The 714-nt window shown below is 41.6% G+C and carries 1 protein-coding gene; it reads left to right on the top strand.

The features are described 5' to 3' along the window. Nucleotides 1-706 (top strand): IS3 family transposase (locus tag I6F43_RS19985; RefSeq protein WP_197103762.1); only part of this gene is annotated, 706 nt, incomplete at its 5' end. Nucleotides 707-714 lie beyond the last annotated feature (8 nt).

Below are 714 nucleotides of genomic sequence, written 5' to 3'. Positions count from 1 at the left end.
GGGCTCAGCAGGTGCGAGGACAATCGCGGCAATCGCAACGAATAACGATTTTGAATTAAGCCGTTATCGTGCTGCTAAGTTAATGATTAAATTAAAGCTAGAAAGCTGCCAAGTACCTCAACATTCATATAAACGTGGCGGTAATGAACATCTTGAAATCCCAAACCTGCTTAATAGGCAGTTCGATGTTGTTGAGCCAGATACCGTGTGGTGCGGTGATGTTACATATATTTGGACAGGCAATCGCTGGGCTTATTTAGCGGTCGTTATTGATTTATTTGCGCGTAAAGTTGTGGGTTGGGCAATGTCATTGTCGCCAGATTCTAACTTAACGCTAAAAGCGCTTGAGTTAGCTTACGAAAGCAGAGGCAGACCAAGTGGGTTGATGTTTCACTCAGACCAAGGAAGCCATTATACGAGCTTGAAGTACCGCCAACGTTTATGGCGCTATAAAATCACACAAAGCATGAGTCGACGCGGAAATTGTTGGGATAATGCGCCAATGGAGCGATTTTTTAGAAGCTTTAAAACAGAATGGATGCCAAAGGTTGGATATGGGAATTTTATAGACGCTAAATATAGTGTGAGTGATTATATCAACGGATATTACAACAACGTTAGACCGCATCATTATAATGCTGGTTTAGCGCCAAATGAATCTGAGATTAGATACAAAGACTCTAAAACTGTGGCCAAATTTTATTGACCACTACA

Origin of the sequence: Pseudoalteromonas sp. NZS71_1 (assembly GCF_015864305.1) — a bacterium.
Taxonomy (GTDB): Bacteria; Pseudomonadota; Gammaproteobacteria; order Enterobacterales; family Alteromonadaceae; genus Pseudoalteromonas; species Pseudoalteromonas arctica.
Note: the sequence above shows the minus strand (reverse complement) of the source record. Positions and strands in the feature narration are given on the sequence as shown.